General features: G+C 72.0%; 24 protein-coding genes. 14 read left to right on the plus strand and 10 right to left on the minus strand.

The annotated features are described in order from the left end of the window. The first annotated feature begins 20 nt into the window (after positions 1–20). Positions 21–407 (plus strand): VOC family protein, encoded by a 387-nt coding sequence (locus ACLZOT_RS17165; protein WP_416969782.1) that lies wholly within the window; start codon positions 21–23, stop codon positions 405–407. Positions 408–487: 80 nt separating this feature from the next. On the opposite strand, the gene ACLZOT_RS17170 is transcribed toward ACLZOT_RS17165, so the two are convergent. Next, positions 488–1,774 (minus strand): DUF6986 family protein, encoded by a 1,287-nt coding sequence (locus tag ACLZOT_RS17170; protein WP_416969783.1) that lies wholly within the window; start codon positions 1,772–1,774, stop codon positions 488–490. Positions 1,775–2,013: 239 nt separating this feature from the next. Here ACLZOT_RS17170 and ACLZOT_RS17175 point away from each other — a divergent pair, with 239 nt between their 5' ends. Beyond that, a complete protein-coding gene (locus ACLZOT_RS17175; RefSeq protein WP_416969784.1) occupies positions 2,014–2,931 on the plus strand; it encodes an endonuclease/exonuclease/phosphatase family protein in 918 nt (305 codons plus the stop codon). Between the two features lie 60 nt (positions 2,932–2,991). Here ACLZOT_RS17175 and ACLZOT_RS17180 read toward each other — a convergent pair whose 3' ends face one another. From ACLZOT_RS17180 to ACLZOT_RS17195, 4 genes are all read right to left on the minus strand, one after another. Next, positions 2,992–3,954 (minus strand): electron transfer flavoprotein subunit alpha/FixB family protein, encoded by a 963-nt coding sequence (locus tag ACLZOT_RS17180; protein WP_416969785.1) that lies wholly within the window; start codon positions 3,952–3,954, stop codon positions 2,992–2,994. Between the two features lie 80 nt (positions 3,955–4,034). After that, positions 4,035–4,823, minus strand: coding sequence for an electron transfer flavoprotein subunit beta/FixA family protein (locus tag ACLZOT_RS17185; protein ID WP_416969786.1), 789 nt, complete (start codon positions 4,821–4,823; stop codon positions 4,035–4,037). 220 nt (positions 4,824–5,043) lie between these two features. Continuing rightward, positions 5,044–5,553, minus strand: a complete 510-nt coding sequence (locus ACLZOT_RS17190) for a flavin reductase family protein (protein ID WP_416969787.1) — start codon at positions 5,551–5,553, stop codon at positions 5,044–5,046. Between the two features lie 240 nt (positions 5,554–5,793). Beyond that, on the minus strand, positions 5,794–6,207 hold the full coding sequence (locus ACLZOT_RS17195; protein WP_416969788.1) for a TlpA family protein disulfide reductase: 414 nt from the start codon (positions 6,205–6,207) through the stop codon (positions 5,794–5,796). Between the two features lie 75 nt (positions 6,208–6,282). Between ACLZOT_RS17195 and ACLZOT_RS17200 the strand changes: the two genes are divergently transcribed. The 4 genes from ACLZOT_RS17200 (at position 6,283) to ACLZOT_RS17215 (ending at position 8,903) form a co-directional block, all read left to right on the plus strand. Beyond that, positions 6,283–6,699, plus strand: coding sequence for a DUF4395 domain-containing protein (locus ACLZOT_RS17200; RefSeq protein ID WP_416969789.1), 417 nt, complete (start codon positions 6,283–6,285; stop codon positions 6,697–6,699). A gap of 192 nt (positions 6,700–6,891) precedes the next feature. Then, on the plus strand, positions 6,892–7,620 hold the full coding sequence (locus ACLZOT_RS17205; protein ID WP_416969790.1) for a lysophospholipid acyltransferase family protein: 729 nt from the start codon (positions 6,892–6,894) through the stop codon (positions 7,618–7,620). Between the two features lie 84 nt (positions 7,621–7,704). After that, positions 7,705–8,529, plus strand: coding sequence for a GAF domain-containing protein (locus tag ACLZOT_RS17210; RefSeq protein WP_416969791.1), 825 nt, complete (start codon positions 7,705–7,707; stop codon positions 8,527–8,529). 14 nt (positions 8,530–8,543) lie between these two features. After that, entirely contained in the window at positions 8,544–8,903 is a 360-nt protein-coding gene (locus ACLZOT_RS17215) for a hypothetical protein (protein WP_416969792.1), read from the plus strand. Here the strand turns inward: ACLZOT_RS17215 and ACLZOT_RS17220 are convergent, their stop codons facing one another. The 4 genes from ACLZOT_RS17220 to ACLZOT_RS17235 form a co-directional block, all read right to left on the minus strand. Next, a complete protein-coding gene (locus ACLZOT_RS17220) occupies positions 8,904–9,497 on the minus strand; it encodes a transglutaminase domain-containing protein (protein ID WP_416969793.1) in 594 nt (197 codons plus the stop codon). 78 nt (positions 9,498–9,575) lie between these two features. Continuing rightward, the gene (locus ACLZOT_RS17225; RefSeq protein ID WP_416969794.1) at positions 9,576–10,646 is read right to left on the minus strand and encodes a threonine aldolase family protein; all 1,071 of its coding nucleotides are present in this window, start codon (positions 10,644–10,646) and stop codon (positions 9,576–9,578) included. Next, a complete protein-coding gene (locus ACLZOT_RS17230) occupies positions 10,643–11,389 on the minus strand; it encodes an SDR family NAD(P)-dependent oxidoreductase (RefSeq protein WP_416969819.1) in 747 nt (248 codons plus the stop codon). Before ACLZOT_RS17230 ends, ACLZOT_RS17225 begins: the two co-directional genes overlap by 4 nt. Positions 11,390–11,430: 41 nt before the next feature. Next, positions 11,431–12,828 (minus strand): DUF6421 family protein, encoded by a 1,398-nt coding sequence (locus ACLZOT_RS17235; RefSeq protein ID WP_416969795.1) that lies wholly within the window; start codon positions 12,826–12,828, stop codon positions 11,431–11,433. Between the two features lie 264 nt (positions 12,829–13,092). Here ACLZOT_RS17235 and ACLZOT_RS17240 point away from each other — a divergent pair, with 264 nt between their 5' ends. Continuing rightward, positions 13,093–13,761: a glycerophosphodiester phosphodiesterase gene (locus ACLZOT_RS17240; protein ID WP_416969796.1), complete on the plus strand. Its 669-nt coding sequence runs from the start codon at positions 13,093–13,095 to the stop codon at positions 13,759–13,761. 58 nt (positions 13,762–13,819) lie between these two features. On the opposite strand, the gene ACLZOT_RS17245 is transcribed toward ACLZOT_RS17240, so the two are convergent. Next, a complete protein-coding gene (locus ACLZOT_RS17245) occupies positions 13,820–14,356 on the minus strand; it encodes a GNAT family N-acetyltransferase (RefSeq protein ID WP_416969797.1) in 537 nt (178 codons plus the stop codon). A gap of 107 nt (positions 14,357–14,463) precedes the next feature. Here ACLZOT_RS17245 and ACLZOT_RS17250 point away from each other — a divergent pair, with 107 nt between their 5' ends. The 7 genes from ACLZOT_RS17250 (at position 14,464) to ACLZOT_RS17280 (ending at position 19,926) form a co-directional block, all read left to right on the plus strand. Further along, positions 14,464–14,856, plus strand: coding sequence for a VOC family protein (locus ACLZOT_RS17250; RefSeq protein ID WP_416969798.1), 393 nt, complete (start codon positions 14,464–14,466; stop codon positions 14,854–14,856). A gap of 536 nt (positions 14,857–15,392) precedes the next feature. After that, the gene (locus tag ACLZOT_RS17255; protein ID WP_416969799.1) at positions 15,393–16,154 is read left to right on the plus strand and encodes a VOC family protein; all 762 of its coding nucleotides are present in this window, start codon (positions 15,393–15,395) and stop codon (positions 16,152–16,154) included. 139 nt (positions 16,155–16,293) lie between these two features. Beyond that, positions 16,294–16,860 carry a DUF5134 domain-containing protein gene (locus tag ACLZOT_RS17260; protein WP_416969800.1) on the plus strand — a complete coding sequence of 189 codons (567 nt, stop codon included), beginning with the start codon at positions 16,294–16,296 and terminating at the stop codon, positions 16,858–16,860. Positions 16,861–16,987: 127 nt separating this feature from the next. Next, the gene (locus tag ACLZOT_RS17265) at positions 16,988–17,917 is read left to right on the plus strand and encodes a M56 family metallopeptidase (RefSeq protein WP_416969801.1); all 930 of its coding nucleotides are present in this window, start codon (positions 16,988–16,990) and stop codon (positions 17,915–17,917) included. An 80-nt stretch (positions 17,918–17,997) separates the two neighbouring features. Then, positions 17,998–18,684 (plus strand): phosphatase PAP2 family protein, encoded by a 687-nt coding sequence (locus ACLZOT_RS17270; RefSeq protein ID WP_416969802.1) that lies wholly within the window; start codon positions 17,998–18,000, stop codon positions 18,682–18,684. A 161-nt stretch (positions 18,685–18,845) separates the two neighbouring features. After that, positions 18,846–19,184 (plus strand): twin-arginine translocation signal domain-containing protein, encoded by a 339-nt coding sequence (locus ACLZOT_RS17275; protein ID WP_416969803.1) that lies wholly within the window; start codon positions 18,846–18,848, stop codon positions 19,182–19,184. 52 nt (positions 19,185–19,236) lie between these two features. Next, a complete protein-coding gene (locus ACLZOT_RS17280; protein ID WP_416969804.1) occupies positions 19,237–19,926 on the plus strand; it encodes an HAD family hydrolase in 690 nt (229 codons plus the stop codon). Positions 19,927–20,057 lie beyond the last annotated feature (131 nt).

The raw sequence follows: 20,057 nt of genomic DNA on the forward strand, positions 1-20,057 counted from the left end.
CTTACGGAGGCATTCCACAGATGTCTGTCGAACTGAACCACACCATCGTGCACGCCCGGGACCAGCGGGAGTCCGCGCACTTCCTCGCCCACGTCCTCGGCCTGGAGGTCGCCCCGCAGTTCGGGCCCTTCCTCCCCGTGAACACCGCGAACGGCGTGACACTGGACTTCCTCACCGTCCCGGCGGAGTCGATCACCACCCAGCACTACGCCTTCCTCGTGTCCGACGAGGACTTCGACGCCGCGTTCGCCCGGATCGAGGAGGCGAGGATCGAGTACTTCGACGATCCGCACCTGCGGCGCCCGGGCCGGATCAACCACTACTACGGCGGGCGCGGCCTGTACTTCATGGACCCGGCCGGACACGCGATGGAGATCATCACGCGCCCGTACGGCAACGAGGAGTAACCCTCCCCCGCGCCACAGCACCGGTCGGCGTCGGCAACACCGAGGCCGACCGGCCCCGGCAACACGCGCGCACCCTCCCCTCACACCCCCTTGCCCCGCCCCGCGAACCCCTCCAGCTCCCCCCGCGTCAGCCCGCTCCCCTCCGCCACCTCGTCCGCGTCCAGCGCCCCGCAGTCCAGCCCGCGCAGCAGGTATCCGCTGAGCGCCTTCGCGGTGGCCGGCTCGTCCATGACGTCCCCGGCGGTGCGGCTGGCGTACCGGGAGAGGCGGGCGGCGGCCTGGGCGAAGCCCTCGCGGTAGAACGCGAACACGGCGGCGTACCGGGTGGGCAGGTGCCCGGGGTGCATGTCCCAGCCCTGGTAGTAGGCGCGGGCGAGGGCGCGGCGGGTCAGTCCGTAGTGCAGCCGCCAGGCGGCGTGGACGTTCTCGGTGGACCCGACCGGCAGGACGTTCGTGGAGCCGTCGCAGACGCGGACGCCGGTGCCCGCGGCGGCGACCTGCATGACGGCCTTGGCGTGGTCTGCGGCGGGGTGGTCGCTGGCCTGGTGGGCGGCGGAGACACCGAGGGAGGCGCTGTAGTCGAACGTGCCGTAGTGCAGGCCGGTGGCGCGGCCCTCGGCGGCGTCGATCATGCGGGCGACGGTGGCGGTGCCGTCGGCGGCCAGGACGGCCTGGCTGGTCTCGATCTGGATCTCGAAGCCGATCCGCCCTGCTTCGAGGCCGCGGGTCTCCTCGAACGCCTCCAGGAGCCGGACCATGGCGGTGACCTGCTCGGGGTAGGTGACCTTGGGCAGGGTCAGGAGGAGCCCCTCGGGCAGTCCGCCGGCTTCCATGAGGCCGCTGAGGAAGATGTCGAGCGTGCGGATGCCCCGGTCGCGGACGGCGGCCTCCATGCACTTCATGCGGATGCCGGTGTACGGCGCGGCGGTGCCGTCCCGGTACGCGTCCGCGACCAGGCGGGCGGCGCGCGCGGCGTGCTGGTCCTCCTCGGCGTCGGGGCGGGGGCCGTAGCCGTCCTCGAAGTCGATCCGCAGGTCTTCCACCGGTTCGCGCTCCAGCTTGGCCCGCACCCGCGTGTACACCGGTTCGGCGAGGTCGTCGGCGAGGCCGAGGACGGCGGCGAAGGAGGCGGCGTCCGGGGCGTGCTCGTCGAGGGCGGTGAGCGCGCGGTCGCCCCAGGCACGGATCGTGTCGGCGGCGAAGACATCCCCGGGGACGTAGACGGTGTGGACGGGCTGGCGGGTGCCGGGGTCGCCGGGGTAGCGGCGGGCCAGCTCCGCGTCGACCGGGGCGAGGCTGGCGCCGATCTCCGCGCCGACGGCTCTCCCCAGGCTCGTCACGACCGGCTCCTGCTGCGCTCGCCCCATCCCGCACCCTCCTGTTTTCCGCTCTACGGAATCAACACTCCAGCGACGGAAGCCAACAACGGATCTTCCCGCCGGTCAACACCCCGTCCACCCAGCGGTCCCATCGGCCCGCCCCGTACCCCTTCATCGTTCCGACCCCCCTCAACGGTTCATCCCCACTGATCCTTCTCTTCACCCGGGCCCCCTTTCGCACGACGGTCCGCCCCCTCATCCTGATCCCCGACAACAAGGGGGCGCACATGACCGGCACCAGGGGAGTGACACGGCGCGCGGGCCTGAGGACGGCGCTGGCGGCGGCCGTGCTCGGCACCGCAGCGGCCTCACAGGCCCACCTCGACGGGCCCGAACCCTCGAAACAGTCGGCGAGAGCCGTACAGCCCCCTCCCCCGCTGAGGGCCATGACCTTCAACCTCCGCTTCGCCAGCACCCAGGAGCCCAACAGCTGGTCCGCGCGCCGCCCCGTCACCCGGGAACTGCTCCTGCGCGCGGCCCCGTCCGTCGTCGGCACCCAGGAGGGCGTGCACGGGCAGATCCTGGACATCGCCGCCGACCTCGGGCGCCGGTACGCGTGGATCGGCACCGGGCTCGAAGGCCGTACGACCGACGAGTCGCTGGCGGTCTACTACGACACGGACCGCCTCGATCCCGTCCGGCACGGGACCTACGCCCTCTCCGACACGCCCGAGGACCTCGCGTCGAACACCTGGGGCGCGGCGTTCGTCCGGATGTGCACCTGGGTGCGGTTCCGGGACCTGCTGAACCCCGGCCGGGAGTTCTACGTCCTCAACACGCACCTGGACCACCGCAGCCAGTACGCCCGCGCGCGGGCCGCGGAGCTGATCGCCGGCCGGATGACCGCGCTCGACGTACCCGCCCTGCTGCTCGGGGACTTCAACGCCGCGGCGCACGGCAACGAGGTGTACGACACGCTGCTGGACGCGGGCCTGGTCGACACCTGGGACAGCGCCCTCACGCGCGGGCCGCTGTTCGGGACGTTCCACAACTACCGGGGGCTCGTGGCGGACGGCTCGCGGATCGACTGGGTGATGACCACGCCCGGGGTACGCGCGCGGCGGGCGTGGGTGGACACGTACGCGCGCGGGGACCAGTACCCGAGCGACCACCTGCCGGTGTGCGCGAGCGTCGACCTCACCTGAACGCGAGAGGCCCCGCGACCGGCACCACCGGTCACAGGGCCTCGTACAACCACTGGCAGATCAGCCCTTGCGGGTGTTGATCTCCTCGGTGAGCTGCGGGACGACGTCGAAGAGGTCGCCGACGACGCCGTAGTCGACGAGGTCGAAGATCGGGGCCTCGGGGTCCTTGTTGACCGCGACGATCGTCTTGGACGTCTGCATGCCCGCGCGGTGCTGGATCGCGCCGGAGATGCCGTTGGCGATGTACAGCTGCGGCGAGACGGACTTGCCGGTCTGGCCGACCTGGTTGGTGTGCGGGTACCAGCCGGCGTCCACAGCGGCGCGGGAGGCGCCGACGGCCGCGCCCAGCGAGTCCGCGAGGGCCTCGATGACCGCGAAGTTCTCGGCGCCGTTGACGCCGCGGCCGCCGGAGACGACGATCGCGGCCTCGGTCAGCTCCGGACGCCCGGTCGACTCGCGCGGGGTACGGCCGGTGATCTTCGTGCCGGTCGCGGCGGCGGAGAACGACACGTCCAGGGCCTCGACCGTGCCGGCGGCCGGCGCGGCCTCGACGGCGGCGGAGTTGGGCTTGACGGTGATGACCGGGGTGCCCTTGACGGCGCGGGACCTGGTGGTGAAGGACGCGGCGAACACGGCCTGCGTGGTCACCGGGCCCTCCACGCCGGCCTCCAGGTCGGTGGCGTCGGTGATCAGACCGGCCTCGATGCGCAGTGCGAGGCGGGCGGCGATCTCCTTGCCCTCGGCGGAGGAGGAGACCAGGACGGCGGCCGGGGAGACGGCGTCGTAGGCGGCCCGGAGGGCGTCGACCTTGGGGACGACCAGGTAGTCGGCGTACTCGGACGCGTCGTGCGTCAGGACGCGGACCGCGCCGTGCTCGGCGAGGACGGCGGCCGTGTCGGCGGCACCGGCGCCCAGCGCGACGGCGACGGGCTCGCCGATGCGGCGGGCGAGCGTCAGCAGCTCAAGAGTGGGCTTGCGGACGGCACCGTCCACGTGGTCGACGTAGACGAGGACTTCAGCCATGGAATTGCTCTCCTGCGAAACGAAGTTGAGGGGCGGTCAGCAAGGGGCCTTTAGATGAACTTCTGGCCCGCGAGGCTGTGTCACACGAATTTGCGCTCCGCGAGAAAGGCAGCGAGCTGCTTGCCGCCCTCGCCCTCGTCCTTGACGATCGTGCCGGCGGTGCGCGCCGGGCGTGCGGTCGCGTCCTCGACCTTGGTCCAGGCGCCGTCCAGGCCGACCTCCTCCGCCTCGATGTCGAGGTCGGACAGGTCCCAGGAGGCGACCGGCTTCTTCTTGGCGGCCATGATGCCCTTGAAGGACGGGTAACGCGCCTCGCCCGACTGGTCGGTGACCGAGACGACGGCCGGCAGGGACGCCTCCAGCTGCTCCGAGGCAGCGTCGCCGTCACGGCGGCCCCTGACGACGCCGCCCTCGACCGACACCTCGGACAGCAGCGTGACCTGCGGGACGCCGAGGCGCTCGGCCAGCAGCGCGGGGACGACACCGCCGCCGCCGTCGGTGGAGGCCATGCCGGAGACGACCAGGTCGAAACCGGCCTTCTCGATGGCCTTGGCCAGCACCAGGGAGGTGCCGATGACGTCGGTGCCGTGCAGGTCGTCGTCCTCGACGTGGATCGCCTTGTCGGCGCCCATGGAGAGGGCCTTGCGCAGGGCGTCCTTGGCGTCCTCGGGGCCGACGGTGAGGACGGTGACCTCGACGTCGTCGTCGGAGTTCTCGGAGATCTGGAGAGCCTGTTCGACCGCGTACTCGTCGAGCTCGGAGAGCAGACCGTCCACGTCGTCCCGGTCGACGGTCAGGTCATCGGCGAAGTGCCGGTCGCCAGTGGCGTCGGGCACGTACTTCACAGTGACAACGATCCTCAAGCTCACGCCGGCTCTCCTACTGCATCGTCAGTTCTCGGCTGCCTACTTACAGGCAGCATAGGCGCCTGAAGAGGCCGTTCCCGATCGGGGGCGGCCTGCCTCCGTACGGAATATTACTCACCAGTACAACCAGTTCATGCCCGCTAAGCAAGCGCTTTGAACTGTGACCTTCGCAACGCAGCGTAACCGGAACTCGACGGTCCCGCAGGGGGGCGGGAAAGCGATCTCAGTCACGCAGCGCGTTGAACCGCCCCTGGTGGTAGAGCAACGGCCGCCCCGCGCGCGTGGGGTCGCCGAGAACGACCTCGGCGAGCACGATGCGGTGGTCACCGGCGGGCACGCGCGTGTGCACGCGGCACACCAGCCAAGCCAGGACGTCGTCCAGGACGGGTACCCCTTCGGGGCCCTCGTGCCAGGCGGTGGGGGCGCCGAAGCGGTCGGCGCCGCTGCGCGCGAAGGTGGCGGCCAGGTCGGCCTGGTGCTCGCCGAGGAGGTGCACCCCGACGTGCCGGGCCCGGGATATCGCGGGCCAGCTGGAGGCGCCCACGCCGATGCCGAAGGAGAGCAGCGCGGGTTCGGCGGAGACGGAGGTGAGGGAGGTGGCGGTGAATCCGACGGGGCCGTGTTCGCCGGAGGCGGTGATCACGGCCACCCCGGCGGCGTGCCGGCGGAAGACGGAGCGCAGGAGGTCGGGGGAGGCGAGCTGAGCGGCGGCGAGATCGGGCGAGGCCGTCATCGGGTTGTCCTTCGGGAAGAAGTGACGAGCTGGGTCCGGGGGAGGCTCAGCGACCCGGACAGCGTGCGCTCGCGGTGCTCCGGGCCAGGTCGACGTGGACCCGTCCGTGGAGAAGGAGTTCCTCAGGCATGACGTCAGGCTGACGATACGTGGTATGTCCAGTCAAGGGCGTTCCGGGATCTGGAAGCTGCTGTTCCGTCACATCTCCGCCCGCTACACTCCGCGCGCGCCGCCACCGCGTCACACCGCCTTCCCCAGCGCGGCGATGACGTCCGCCTTGCGCGGCTGCCCGCTCGCGCGCCGTACGACGTTCCCGCCGGCGTCCAGGACCAGCACGGTCGGCGTCTTGAGGATGTCGAGTTCGCGCACGAGGTCGAGGTGCTGCTCGGCGTCGATCTCGATGTGGGTGACGCCGGGGACCATCTCGGCCACCTCGCCGAGGGTGCGCCGGGTCGCCCGGCAGGGGGCGCAGAAGGCGCTGGAGAACTGGACGAGGGTGGCCCGTTCGCCGAGTTCGCCGCCGAGCCGGGCCGCGTCCAGCCGTCTGCCGTCGTCGCGTCCGCGCACGCGTACCCTCCCGCCGTGCCGCCTGTGCAGCACTCCGTAGGCGCTCGCCGCCGCGAGCACCGCGACACACACCATGAGTCCGGTCATCGGGGAGTGCAGCGTTCACGAGACTGCAAACATTCCCGGCACCCCAAGGCTTTTCCGATGCGGAATGCTGGATTCATGGACATCGACGCACGCGGGCCGCGCTTCGGCGCGGCCGTCACGACCGCCGTTCTGGCGGCCGTCCTGATCACCGGCAGCGCCTGGCTGCTCGCCTGGCAGACGCTGGCGTTCGCGCTGGGCGCGGCGGGCGGGGTGGCCCGCGCGCCGTACGGATGGCTCTACAAGGCGGTCGTACGGCCCCGGATCGGGCCGCCGGTGGAGTTCGAGGCGCCGGAGCCGCCGCGGTTCGCGCAGGCCGTGGGACTGCTGTTCGCGGGGGTCGGGCTGGCCGGATTCGGGCTCGGGGTGGAGTGGCTCGGGCTCGCGGCGACGGGGCTCGCGCTGGCGGCGGCGTTCCTGAACGCGGCCTTCGGGTACTGCCTGGGCTGCGAGTTGTACCTGCTCGTCCGGCGCGTCGCGGTCCGCGTGGAGTAAAGAAAGGATCAAAGCCCGAGGTGGATCAAGGTGCGGACGTGACGAGAATCTCCGACGCCGTCGGGAACCAGGACTGGCCCGCCGCACGTTCTTGGGGCACGATCTGCGACATGCCGTAAACCTACGGCTGCGTAACTTGTCCGCCGGGAGTTCCCCTTCCCAGGCTGAGCGAAGGAAGGGTCCGCCTCACCCATGGCAGAGCTTGTGTACCGTCCCGCCGTAGGTCTCGCGCAGACCCTGTTCAAGGTCTGGGACCTCAAGATCGACTGTCGGGGCTCGGAGAACATCCCGCGCACGGGCGGCGCGGTGCTGGTGAGCAATCACATCAGCTACCTGGACTTCATCTTCGACGGCCTGGCCGCGCTCCCGCAGAAGCGCCTGGTGCGCTTCATGGCGAAGGAGTCCGTCTTCCGCCACCGCGTCTCCGGCCCGCTGATGCGCAACATGAAGCACATCCCGGTCGACCGCAAGCAGGGCGAGGCCGCCTACCAGCACGCGCTGGCGTCGCTGCGCTCCGGTGAGATCGTCGGCGTGTTCCCCGAGGCCACGATCTCGCAGTCGTTCACGCTGAAGAGCTTCAAGTCGGGCGCCGCGCGCCTGGCCCAGGAGGCGGGCGTCCCGCTGATCCCGATGGCCGTCTGGGGCACCCAGCGCCTCTGGACGAAGGGCCAGCCCCGCAACTTCAAGCGCAGCCACCTCCCGATCACGATCCGCGTCGGCGAGGCCCTCGAAGCGTCCAAGGACAAGTACGCGGGCGCCATCACCCGCCAGCTCCGCGAGCGCGTCCAGGAGCTCCTGGAGGCCGCCCAGCGCGCCTACCCGGTCCGCCCGAAGAACGCGAGCGACACCTGGTGGATGCCGGCCCACCTGGGCGGCACGGCGCCGACGCCCGAGCAGCTGAAGGCCGCCGAAAGCCGCTGACCGCGACCGGAACCAGCGCCGCCACCCGGGCGTCCCTTGCTGCGGGTGGCGAGCGGCGCCGCCCGGAGCTGACCCAGGGGCGGGATGAACTGGCTGGGAAAGTACTGGCTGAAGGTCTCGCTGCTGACCATGTCGAGCCTTCTCGCGGCAGCCGTCTTCGCCGCGTCCGTCGTGGCCGGTGACGAGCACTCCCGCTACCAGGGCCTGGCGCTGCGGCTGGGCATGATCCTGGCCGTGATGGTCGTCCTGGTCACCGCGAGCGAGACGGTCCTCAACGAACGCGAGAAGAACAAGGCGCGCAACGAGGCGGTGCGTACGGCGGCCCAGCTCCGCCTCCTCTACAACAACGTCCTCGCGCAGATGTCCGCGCCGCTCGGGCACCTCGCGAAGGAACACGCGGACGCGTACGGCGCCACCGGCGCGGCCCCTCCGACCGCGCTGACCGACGCGCGGCGCGACGACCTCAAGGCGGTGCTCCGGTCGGTCCTGACCGGGGCGGTGACGCTGACGGCACCCATCGACTCGGCGGGCCTGCCCACGGCCCGTAGCGCGTTCTACCGGTTCCAGGCCGGGACGAACCACCGGTTCGTCCGCGAACCCCAGGACTGGGCCGGCCGGCCGACGCCGCCCCGTCTCACGGTCGACGGCCAGGACGGCGGCCACTTCCGGCACGGCATCCTCCAGCCGCGTACGGCCTTCCACGCGGGGACGGCCACCGGACTGGTCAGCGTCCTGCAACCGCTGAGCACCGAGTACCGGTCCGTGATCGCCGTACCGGTGGTCGCGGGCGACCGGGAGTTCGGCGTGCTCGCCGTCGACGCCCCCGGTGCCGGCGATCTGACCGTCGCTCATGTCCGCCTGCTCCAGTGCCTGGCCGACATACTGGGCGCGACACTGGCACTGGCCTGAGAGCGGGGGTCCGGATGGCACGGCAGAACCGCTTCCGATTCCGCCTCCCGCTGCGCCGCCGGGGCGAACCCGTTCCCGACCCCCGTCACCTGGAGGTCCCTCACGCGCGGGAGACCCGAGACCTCACGAGTGCGCTGCGCCGGTACGAGACGCAGACGGGCGAGGAGTTCGACGACCGGGTCGCGCGCGAGAGCGGGACGTACGGCTGGGAGACCTTCTCGCTCGCCGTCCTCCTGGTCGGGGCCCTGGTGTGCGCCCTGATCACGGCGCTCCAGGGGCTGACCGCGTGGGCGTACGGCTGCGCCGGGGGCGCGGGAGTGTGCGCGGCGGTCGTGGTGCTCAGGGCGTGGGCGGCGGCGCGGCGGAGCCGCTGATCACAGCGTGCCGGGGAGCGTGCGCATCAGGGCCGGGCGGTCGGGGGCCTCGCGCAGGGCCCGCAGGACCGCCGGGTGGGGCTCCGCGTAGAGGGCCGGGTGATCCCGCTCGCCCTCCCGGGGGTCGGGGGTCCAGGCCAGCCGCTCCCCCGCCAGCGAGAACCGCGCTTCGACCCCCGCCTTGTTCCCGCGCGGGTCCTGCCGGTGCCAGGCGCCGTTGAAGCGGACGGCGACGAGGCCGTGGACGACGTGTCCGGGGCCGTCGTCGGTGCGCAGGAGCTGGTAGCACAGGGCGGTGGGGATGTCCTCGGCGCGCAGGAGGGCGGCGAGGGCGTGGGCCTTGGCGTAGCAGATGCCGGTGCGCTGCTCCAGGACGTCGGAGGCACGCCAGGTGACGCGGGGGTCCAGGGCGTCCTGGGAGTGGGGGATCTCGTCACGGACGTACACGAAGGCGGCCTCTGCATAGGCATACGAGTCGGGTACGTCCGCGGCGAGCCGCGCGGCGGTCTGCCGTACGACGGGATGGTGGTGGTCGATGACCTCGTCGGCCGCCAGGTAGGCGGAGAGGTCGGGGGTGTTCTGGATCAGCTCCATGCCCGCCGAGCATAGGAAAGCGACCGGCCGATCGTCAATTCATTTACGGTCGGACGTATATCTATGCATAGTTGGCCTCTATCGCGCCATCTCCTCCTTCAGCGCCGCCACGAACGCGTCCACGTCATCCTCGGTCGTGTCGAAGGAGCACATCCAGCGCACGGCCCCGGCCGCCTCGTCCCAGAAGTAGAACCGGAACCTCTCCTGGAGGCGGACGCTCACGTCGTGCGGGAGGCTCGCGAAGACGCCGTTGGCCTGGACCGGGTAGAGGATCTCGACGCCGTGCACCGCGCGGACGCCCTCGGCGAGCCGCTGGGCCATCTCGTTGGCGTGCCGGGCGTTGCGCAGCCAGAGGTCCTTGGCGAGCAGCGCCTCCAGCTGCACGGAGACGAACCGCATCTTGGAGGCGAGCTGCATGGACAGCTTGCGCAGGTGCTTCATCTGCCGCACGGCGTCCTGGTCGATCACGACGACGGCCTCACCGAACAGGGCGCCGTTCTTCGTGCCGCCCAGGGAGAGGATGTCGACGCCGACGGCGTTGGTGAACGTCCGCATGGGCACGTCGAGCGAGGCCGCCGCGTTGGCTATCCGCGATCCGTCGAGGTGGACGCGCATCCCGCGCGCGTGCGCGTGGTCGCAGATCGCCCGGATCTCGTCCGGCGTGTAGAGGGTGCCGAGCTCGGTGGACTGGGTGATGGAGACGACCTGCGGCATCGCACGGTGCTCGTCGTCCCAGCCGTACGCCTGCCGGTCGATCAGCTCGGGCGTGAGCTTGCCGTCGGGCGTGGGGACGGTGAGCAGCTTGAGGCCGCCCATGCGCTCGGGTGCGCCGCCCTCGTCGACGTTGATGTGGGCGCTCTCCGCGCAGATGACGGCGCCCCAGCGGTCGGTGACTGCCTGGAGGGCGACCACGTTGGCGCCGGTGCCGTTGAAGACGGGGAACGCCTCGGCGGTGGGGCCGAAGTGGCTGCGGACGACTGTCTGGAGGTGCTCGGTGTAGTCGTCCTCGCCGTAGGCGACCTGGTGGCCGCCGTTGGCGAGCGCGAGGGCGGCCATCACCTCCGGGTGCGCGCCCGCGTAGTTGTCGCTGGCGAAGCCCCGGACCTCGGGGTCGTGCCGGCGGCGGGCGTCGGTCTTCGGCGGGTTCACGGCTGCTTTGTGAGCCACAGGCGCTGTCCGTTCACTTCGGCGGCGGGCTTGTCCCAGACAGCGGCGATGGCCTCGGCGAGTTCGCGTACGTCGGTGAAGCCCGCGAACTTGGCGTTGGGGCGCTCGGCGCGCATCGCGTCGTGCACGAGGGCCTTGACGACGAGGATCGCGGCGGCGGAGGTGGGGCCGCCCTCGCCGCCCGCCTTCTTGAAGTAGTCGGCCAGCGCGAGGGTCCACGCCTCGGCGGCGGCCTTGCCGGCGGCGTACGCGGCGTTGCCCGCGGTGGGCGCGCTCGCGCCGGCCGCGCTGATCAGGACGTACCGGCCCAGCTCGCTGCGCTGGAGGGCCTCGTGGAAGGCCAGCGAGGTGTGCTGGACGGTGCGGATGAGCAGCAGCTCCAGGAAGTCCCAGTCGTCGAGGCTGGTCTTGGTGAAGGTCTCGCTGCCGCGCCAGCCGCCGACGAGGTGGACGAGGCCGTCGAGGCGGCCGAAGTCCTTCTCGATGCGGTCGGCCCACGCGCGCGTGGAGTCCAGGTCCAGCAGGTCGACCGGTTCGCCGGTGACCGTCGCGCCGCCCGCCGCGTAGCGGGCCGCGTCGACGGCGGCCGCGAGCCGCTCCGGGTCGTTGTCGGCGCCGACGACGGTCGCCCCCGCCTCGGCCAGCCGGATCAGCGTCGCCCGGCCGGCCGGGCCGCCCGCTCCGGCGACCGCGATCACCGCTCCGCTCAGCGCGCCGTTGCCCATGTTCCTCGCCTCGCTCTTGTTCGTTCGTGTCGTGCGGTCGATCACGCGGCCGTGCGTTCCACGTCGTCCGCCGTGATCCCCTTCGCCGAGGCGATCACATTCTTCAGCTTCTTCGCCAGCGCCTCGTAGAACATGCTCAGCGGAAACTCGTCCGGCAGCACGTCGTCCACCAGCTTGCGCGGCGGCTGGGAGAGGTCGAGGGCGTCCGGACCCTTGGCCCACTTGGAGGCCGGGTGCGGGGAGAGATACCGGGCGACCAGCTCGTACCCGGCGAACCAGTGGACGAGCTTGGGGCGGTCGATGCCGTCCTTGTAGAGCTTCTCGATCTCGGCACACAGGTCGTTGGTGACCTTGGGGGCACGGTCCCAGTCGATGTGCAGCTTGTTGTCGGTCCAGCGGACGACGTCGTTGCGGTGCAGGTACGCGAAGAGGAGCTGGCCGCCGAGGCCGTCGTAGTTGCGGACGCGGTCGCCCGTGACGGGGAAGCGGAACATGCGGTCGAAGAGGACCGCGTACTGCACGTCACGGGCCTGCGGGACGCCGTCCGCCTGGAGTTTCACGGCCTCCTTGAAGGCGGTGAGGTCGCAGCGGAGCTCTTCGAGGCCGTACATCCAGAACGGCTGGCGCTGCTTGATCATGAACGGGTCGAAGGGCAGGTCGCCGTGGCTGTGGGTGCGGTCGTGGACCATGTCCCACAGGACGAACGCCTCCTCGCAGCGCTTCTGGTCGTGGACCATCGCGGCGACGTCCTCGGGCAGGTCGATGCCGAGGAGGGAGACGGCGGAGTCGGTGACGCGGCGGAAGCGGGCGGCCTCGCGGTCGCAGAAGATCCCACCCCAGGAGAAACGTTCCGGCGCCTCGCGGACGGCGATCGTCTCCGGGAAGAGGACCGCCGAGTTGGTGTCGTAGCCGGGCGTGAAGTCCTCGAAGGTGATGCCGCAGAACAGCGGGTTGTCGTAGCGCGTGCGCTCCAGCTCGGCCAGCCAGTCGGGCCACACCATGCGCAGGACGACCGCCTCGAAGTTGCGGTCCGGGTTGCCGTTCTGCGTGTACATCGGGAACACGACGAGGTGCTGGAGGCCGTCGCGCCGGTCGGCGGCGGGCTGGAAGGCGAGCAGCGAGTCCAGGAAGTCGGGCACCGGGAAGCCGCCCTCCGACCAGGCCGTGAGGTCGGCGACGAGAGCGCGGTGGTAGGCCGCGTCGTGCGCCAGCAGCGGGGACAGCTCACCGACCGCCGCGATCACCTCGCGTACGGCGGCCTCCGCCTCGGCGTGCGTCGGCGCTCCCTCGGCGTCGAAGTCGATCGAGCCGTTCGCCGCCTGCCAGGGGCGGATGCGCTCCACCGCGGCCTTCAGAACCGGCCAGGCGGCCTGCTCGACCACCCTGGCCTCGGGAGAAAGCCCCTGCCCCGCCGTCGCCCGCTCAAGAATTTCCGTCATGTCCCATCCTCCACGGGAGAACCTCGCGTATGGACACCGTATGCGTATGGCGTTTCCGTGAGCAAGAAGAACCTCGGGAAATTATCCTGCGCACCCTCATGGTCACCGCATTTTTTCCTGCCGTACATGCCAAGCACGGGGACTTCGAGCGAGCACCGTGATCCCTCCCCCGCGCCCGCGCGCGCCGGGGCACGGCGGCGGGAAGGTGACGACAGGGCCTAGGCTGCCAAGCGCACTGGCGTCGACGGAGAGCGAGAACGGGCCTTGGAGTTTGTGACGATGGGGCATCGCGGGGTGATGGGGGTCGAGCCCGAGAACACGCTGCGGTCGTTCGTGGCGGCGCAGGCGGCGGGCCTCGACGGGATCGAGCTGGACCTGCACCTGAGCGCGGACGGCTCGCTGGTGGTGATGCACGACGCCGACGTGGACCGCACCACGGACGGCAGCGGGGCGGTCGCCGAGCACACGCTCGACGAGCTGCGGGCACTGGACGCGGGGCGCGGGGAGCGCGTCCCGACGTTCGACGAGGTCCTCGACGCGGTCTCGGCGCCGATCCAGGCCGAGATCAAGGACGCGCACGCCGCGCAGGCGCTCGCCGAGGTCATGCTCAAGCGGGACCTGGTGGAGCAGGTCGAGGTGTCGTCCTTCCACGACCAGGCGCTCGCCGAGATCACCCGGCTCGTGCCGGGCGTGCGGACCGCGCTGATCGGCGGACGCTACGGCGCCGATATCGCCGACCGCGCGGTGGACGTGGGAGCGCGCACACTGTGCCTCAACATCCGCCGCCTCACCCTGGAGACGGTCGAGCACGCCCGCAAGCACGACCTGCGCGTCCTCGCGTGGGTGGTGAACACGCAGGACCAGCTACGGCTCGCGCGGGCCTTCGAGTTGGACGGAGTGACGACGGACTACCCGGAGATCAAGGGGAGTTGAGCCGCCGGACGGCTGATCGAAGCGTTCAGGGTCTCGATCAGCCCGAAGGAGCCACCCGCTACAGGGACTTGACCAGCAGCTCGAACTCCAGGCCGGTGCGGCGCGGCACGCCGAAGCGCTCGTCGCCGTACGGGAACGGGGTCATGCGGCCGGTACGGCGGTAGCCGCGGCGCTCGTACCAGGCGATCAGCTCGGCCCGTACCGAGATCACCGTCATGTGCATCTCGGTGACCTCCCAGCTCGCGCGGGCCTGCCGCTCGGCCTCCGCGATGATCCGCTTGCCCAGGCCCTCGCCCTGGAGCGCCGGGCTGACCGCGAACATCCCGAAGTAGGCGTGCGTGCCCCGGTGTTCGAGCTGGCAGCAGGCGACGACGGTGCCGCCGCGCTCGACGACCAGAAGGCGGCCGTCCGGTTTCGCGATGACCTCCCGGACACCCTCGGGGTCCGTGCGCCGCCCGCCCAGGATGTCCGCCTCGGTGGTCCAGCCGGCCCGGCTCGTGTCGCCCCGGTACGCCGACTCGATCAGTGCCACCAGCGCGTCCACGTCGGCGTCGGTGGCGTCGCGGTAGGTCAGGTCCGTCTCGGCGGTGTCCATGCGTGTCGCTCCTGAGGTGCGGGAAGGAGGACCGGGCCCGTGGGACCTGCGGGGCTCCCGGGGCGCGGGCTTCGCAGAGCCTAACTCTCCCCGTAGGCTCCGGACGCATGGTGCATGTACTGAGCAGCCGGATCCTCCTCCACCCCGCCGACCCCGAGCGCGCCCGCCGCTTCTACGGCGAACAACTCGGCCTCGGCGTCTACCGCGAGTTCGGCACCGGGCCCGAGCGGGGGACCGTGTACTTCCTCGGCGGCGGGTTCCTGGAGATCGCCGGCCGCACGGACGCGCCGCGGGACCCTGAGACACGGCTGTGGATCCAGGTGCCGGACGCGTCGGCGGCCCGTGACGAGCTGGCCACGAAGGGGGTCGCGATCGTGCGGGAGCCCGTGAAGGAGCCGTGGGGACTGATCGAGATGTGGATCGCCGATCCCGACGGGACGCCGATCGTGCTGGTGGAGGTCCCGGCGGACCATCCGATCCGCTACCGGCCCGGCATCTGAGACGTCCCCGGATGGCCGGGGCGGGGGTGGGGGCATAGCGTGGGTGGGGCGCTTCACGGGGTGCGCCTCGGGTGTCGCCCTGGGGCTCGGCTCGGGGTTTCACGCCGGGTGCTGTGCCTCGGGGACTCGGCGCGGGGTGTTTGCCTCGGGCGGACAGCCTCGGGACGCTTCACGCCGGGGCGCTTCGGGCGCGCTGGCTCGGGGCGCATGCCCTGGACGGATCCTCTCAGGGCGCTTCACGCCGGGTGCATGGCCCGGGTGCCGTGCCTCGGGGCGCTTCGGTCCCGGGTGCTCGGCCCTGGCGCACTGCCTCGGGGCGTTCGCTCCAGGTGCACTGCCTCGGGTGGGCTGCCTCGGGTGGGCTGCTTCGGGGTCCCGGCTCCCGGATACGTCACTCCGGGCGCCCTGCCCCGGGGCGCTCGCCCTGGGTGCGCTCGCTCGGGACGCCCGGCTTCCGGGTCTGCCGGCTCGGGTGCGCCGTCCCGGGGTGACTGGCCTCGGGGCGACTGGCCTCGGGATGCTTTGGGAGGTACGGCATGAAGCTCGACGCGCCCGTGGCCGGTGGGCCCTGCTGGACCGAGTTGGGCACTGGCGACCTGGAAGCGGCGAAACGGTTCTACGGCGGGCTGTTCGGCTGGCGGACCGAGACGGATCCCCGGCAGGAGGCCGGCGGCTACACGACGGCGTATCTCGGCGAGGACGCCGTGGCCGCGCTGACGCCGCTGTACCAGCCGGGACAGCCGGTCGCCTGGAACGTGTCGTTCGCCGTGTCCGACGCGGACGTCAGCGCCCGGCTGCTCGTCGAGGCCGGCGGAAGAGTGCTGCTGGGCCCGATGGACGTGTTCGACCTCGGCCGTTTCACCGTCGCCGCCGACCCTGGCGGCGCCGTCTTCCAGCTCTGGCAGGGCGGGACCTTCCCCGGCGCCGGCGTCTACAACTCCCCCGGTGCCCTCGGCTGGGTCGAACTCCTCACCCGCGACACCGCACGCGCCGAGTCCTTCTACACGACCGTCTTCGGCTGGACCGTCCGCTCCTCCGCCCGCTACCCCCGACTCGGCGTCGGCGGCGAGGACTTCGGCGGCATGCTCGCGATGGACGACCGCTTCCCGCCCGAGGTCCCCCCGCACTGGCTCCCCTACTTCGCCGTCACCGACGTCGACACCACGGCGTCCACCGCGGGGAGTTCGGGCGGTACGGCGCTGATGGCCCCGATGACGGTCCCCGACGGGCCTCGGATCGCCGTCCTGCGGGATCCTCAGGGCGGTGTGTTCGGCGTGTACGAGAGCGCCGGCGGCTGACGGATCTCCAGGTGCGCCCGGCGCGTCGGCGACCCCTTTCACGCCCCCTCGTGCACTTCTGCGCTCGCGTGCGCGCCGCCCACTCCGGGCATCGCTCACTTCGTACGGAGCGCACAGGACACGGCACGGGGAGGTGCACGTGCACGGACCGGCTTCGCTCGGCTGGCTGCTGGTGGCGTTGTGCGCGGCGACGGGGGCCTACTGCCTGCTGCGGATGCGCAGCGTGGACGAGGGGCAGCGCAGGGCCGCGGGCGGTGAGGCGGTGATGGGGTTCGGGATGGCCGCGATGGCGGTGCCGGCGGGGGTGTTCACGCCGCCGGGGTGGGCGTGGCCGGTGTATCTCGCGGTGTTCGGGGTGGCGGCGGCGCGCTCGTTGTGGGCGGTGCGTGGGGGCGCGGGCGGCCTGCTCGGGCACCACGCGCATCACCTCGTAGGAGCACTGGCGATGGTCTACATGGCCGCCGCGACGGCGACGGCCCCCGCGCACGTGCACACGCACGGGAGTTCGGGAGTGCCGCTGCTCACGGGGGTCCTGCTCGGGTACTTCGCCGCGTACGTCCTGGCGTCCGGCGCGAGACTCGTACCGGTGAGGGCGGCCGGCGCCGAGAGCGGTGGCGGTACGGGCTGGAGCGACCGGCCGGAGCTGGCGCGGGCGTGCCGGCTGTCGATGGGCATCGGGATGCTGGCGATGCTGCTGAACATGTGACAGGTGCGGCGGCCGGCGGCATCTCCCATCTGGCGCGCGACGCACCATGCCCCTCAAACAGTGGCCTGCGTCACATCACCTCACCGCGGCCACCTCCGAACCTCCGCCCACTCATAGGCTGCTGCCCATGACGGTCCCCGCGGTCCTCCTCCTGCTCGGTTTCGTGACCGCCGTCGCGGCCCCCCGGCTGCTGGCCAGGGCGAGTTGGCCGGACCGGGAACCGGTGGTCGCGCTGTGGGCCTGGCAGTGTGTGGTCGCGGCGGTGATCCTGTGCTGCGCGCTGTCGATGACGTTGAGCGCGGCGGCGGCGTGGCAGGCGGTGCGGGGTCACGTGTTCGCCCCGGCGCCGCGCGCGGTCGTGGAGGCGTACGCCCTGACGCCGACGGGTCCTTGGGCCGCGGCGACGGCGGTGTCGCTCGCGTGCGCGGGGCTGTGGAGCGGGGCGATGCTGGTCCGCGAGGTCGTCCGGGCCCGCCGTCGGCGCCGTGCGCGGCGTGCCGAACTCCGGTCGCGGGTACCGCTGTTGCCGGGTGAGCGGCCGGGCCGGCTCGTGGTGCTGGAGGGGGAGCGCCCCGACGCCTGGTTCCTGTCCGGCGCGACGCCCCAACTCGTCGTCACGACCGCCGCGTTGCGCCGCCTGAAGGGGCGTCAGCTCGACGCCGTACGCGCGCACGAGCAGGGGCACGCGCAGGCGCGGCACGACTGGCTGCTGCATGCCTCGGGCGCGCTGGCGAACGGGTTCCCGCAGGTGCCGGTGTTCGCGGCGTTCCGCGACGAGATGCACCGGCTGGTGGAACTCGCCGCGGACGACATGGCGTCCCGCCGCTTCGGCCGGCTCACCACGGCCCTGGCGCTGGTCGAACTCAACGAGGACAGAGGGGTGTTCGGCCGTACGCCCACTCCTGACGGCCACCTCTCGCAGCGGGTCGACCGCCTCCTGACGCCCCCGAACCGCCTCCCCCCGGCCCACCGCCTGCGCCTCACGGCCCTCGCGACCCTCGTCCCGGTGATCCCGGTGCTGATCGCGCTGGTGCCTGGGTTGCACGCGCTGAGCTGAGGAACGGCACGCCACCCGTCGGCCACCCCCTCTCCACCCCCCGTTCGCCTCCCCCACCCCCCATCGGCGAGGATCGACCCATGCACCCCCCACACCTCGCCTCCCCGCCCCGCCCTCCGACCCACCCCGCGGCCACCCGCGCCGCGCTCGTCCTCGGCGCCTCCTTCGCGCTCCTGCTCACGCTGGTCTGGGCCGAGTGGCCGCCGGTCCTCGACGCCGACGGCGAGGTGTCCCGCACCACGCACCGCTGGGCCGTCGACTCCCCGGCGCTCACGCAGGCGTCCCGCATCCTCACGGACTGGGTGTGGGACCCCCTGACGATGCGGCTGCTCCTCGCGGTGGTGGCCGTGGGTCTCGTGGTCCGCTGGCAGGCATGGGGCACGGCGCTGTGGCTCGCCGTGACCTCGGCCGTGGGGACGCTGGTCCAGCAGGGCCTGAAGAGCGCCGTGGGCCGCGAACGCCCGGTCTGGCCCGACCCCCTCGACTCGGCGCACTACGCGGCCTTCCCCTCGGGCCACGCCCTCACCGCGACGGTCGCGTTCGGCCTGCTGCTCTGGCTCCTGCACGTGCACGGCTGCACTCCCGCCGTGTGGCGTACGGCGGTCGCGGTCTCGGCGGTCTCCGTGGTCGGCGTCGGCCTGACCCGCGTCTTCCTGGGCGTGCACTGGCCGACGGACGTCCTGGGCGGCTGGCTGCTGGGCGGGCTGATCGTGGTGGCGGCGATCGAAACACACCGCCGCGTCCTGCACGGCGACCCGCCTCCCTGAACGCCGCCCCGGCAGACGACCCGCCCCTCACCAGCCCCTCCCCGCCGCCCCGATCCTCACAAACGAACCCCCCGATTCAGCCGCTCCCCCCTCCCGGGCCCCTCTACTCTCGCCCTCACGGCCCGGGACATCCCCGCAGGCCGTCACCACCAGGGGGCACTGTGTCCGACGTTTCCAGACGTACCCTGCTCGGCTACTCCGGCACGACCGCGGCGGGCGCGGTCCTCGGCGCGACGACGGCCGCGCAGCCCGCCCGGGCGGCGGAACCGGCAACGGCGACGGTCGAGTTCAGCCCCGGTACCCAGTTCACCGGCGCGGCGACCATCGGCGACATCGACGCGACGCTCAGGATCAAGTTCTCCGTCGACACCGAGCAGGCCCCGGCCGGCGCCGGCGTCACCGCCCTCGAACTCGCCACGCTCCTCAGCGACTTCGCCGTGTCGAAGGGCTGGCCGCCGATCACCTTCTACGGCACTCCCCCGCCGGTCGCGCTCAACTGACCCCCAGGTCAACCGCCCTGCGCGGGCCGAGCCCCCGGGTAGAGTCCAGCGCATGAGCGCAGTGCTGTTCGACTTCTCCGGGACCCTCTTCCGTATCGAGTCCACCGACTCCTGGCTCCGCGCGGTCGTCGAGGACGCCGGACTCGCCCTGCCCGAGGCCGAGTTGGCCGGGTACGCGCGGGCCCTGGAGGAGGTGGGCGCGCTGCCGGGCGGCACGAAGTCCGTGCGGGTGCCCGAGGAGCTGGCGCAGGTGTGGAGCGTCCGGGACGAGAGCGCCGAGGCGCACCGGGCGGCGTACACGGGCCTGTCGCGGCTGGTGGAGCTGCCCGATCCGGCGCTCCACGACGCGCTGTACGAGCGGCACATGCAGCCGGCGGCCTGGTCGCCGTACCCGGACGCGGCCGAGGTGCTGGGGGCGCTCAAGGAACGCGACGTCAGGATCGCGGTGGTGAGCAACATCGGGTGGGATCTGCGGCCGGTGTTCCGCGCGCACGGTCTGGACCGGCTCGTGGACGCGTACATCCTGTCGTTCGAACACGGCGTGCAGAAGCCCGAGTCGAAGCTTTTCGCGATCGCGTGCGGGGCGCTGGGGGTCGAGCCGCGGTCGGCGGTGATGGTCGGGGACGACCGGCGGGCGGACGGCGGGGCGGCGGCGCTGGGCTGCCGGGTGCACTTCGTGGATCATCTGCCGGTCGCCGAACGGCCGGACGGGCTACGGCCGTTGCTCGGATTCGTGGGCTGAGAGACGCCGGGCGGTCCTGTTCGGGCGATCCCCCGCATCGCCCGAACAGGACCGCCCGGCCGTGTCACCGCGTCGATTATAGTTGGCTGCCGGCCAGTCAACGCAGGAGTTACAGGATGTCCCCGCGCAGC

Source organism: Streptomyces sp. 4F14, assembly GCF_048159485.1.
GTDB lineage: Bacteria > Actinomycetota > Actinomycetes > Streptomycetales > Streptomycetaceae > Streptomyces.